Raw genomic sequence first — 1,123 nt, forward strand, 5'->3', positions numbered from 1 at the left:
CGGGGGGGCCGGTCCGGCAGGAGGGCGGTGCGGGCCGGGGGCGGTACGCGTTCACGGTGATGGGGACGACGGATCTGCACGGGAACGTCTTCAACTGGGATTACGCCACGAACGCCGAGTTCGACGACAAGGACCACAACGATGTGGGGCTGGCGAAGATTTCCACGCTGGTGAATGACGTCCGCCGGGCGAAGGGGCGGGAGAACACCCTGCTGATCGACGCGGGTGACACCATTCAGGGGACGCAGCTGGCGTATTACTACGCGAAGGTGGATCCGATCACCGGTCCGCATGGTCCGGTGCATCCGATGGCCCGGGCGATGAACGCGATGGGCTATGACGCGGCGGCGCTGGGGAATCACGAGTTCAATTACGGGATTCCGGTGCTGCGGAAGTTCGAGGAGAGCTGCCGTTTTCCGCTGCTGGGGGCGAATGCGGTGGATGCCAGGACGCTGCGGCCGGCGTTCCGGCCGTATGTGATCAAGCGCTTGCGGACGCCGCGGGGGCGGGATGTGCGGGTGGCGGTGCTGGGTCTGACGAATCCGGGGATCGCGATCTGGGACAAGGCGAATGTGCAGGGGAAGCTGGCGTTTCCGGGGCTTGAGGAGCAGGCCGCGAAGTGGGTGCCGAAGTTGCGGTCGATGGGTGCCGATGTGGTGATCGTGGCGGCGCATTCGGGGGCCAGCGGCACGTCGTCGTACGGGGATCAGTTGCCGTATGTGGAGAACGCGGCGGCGTTGGTGGCGGAGCAGGTGCCGGGGATCGATGCGATTTTGGTGGGGCATGCGCATGTGGAGATCCCGGAGCGGCGGGTGGTGAACAAGGCGACCGGCCGGGAGGTGGTGTTGTCGGAGCCGTTGAAGTGGGGGCAACGGTTGACGTGCTTCGACGTGGAGGTGGAGTGGCGTCGGGGGCGTTGGGCGGTGGCGTCGGTGGCGTCGAAGGTGCTGAATTCCAATGCGGTGGCGGAGGATCCGCGGATCACGGGGATGCTGCGGGCGGAGCACGCCAAGGTCGTGGCGTATGTGAACCGGGTGATCGGGAAGTCGAAGGCGGAGATGTCGGCGGCCGAGGCGCCGGTGAAGGACACGCCGATTCTGGATTTCATCGCGTTCGTGCAGGC

Annotated in this window: 1 protein-coding gene; it reads left to right on the plus strand. The window is 66.4% G+C overall.

Annotation, left to right across the window (positions count from 1 at the left end):
- The coding region (locus AB0I03_RS26975; protein ID WP_360417456.1) for a metallophosphoesterase at positions 1-1,123 on the plus strand (1,123 nt) is incomplete at both ends.

Source organism: Glycomyces sp. NPDC021274, from assembly GCF_040641195.1.
Lineage (GTDB): Bacteria > Actinomycetota > Actinomycetes > Mycobacteriales > Micromonosporaceae > Glycomyces.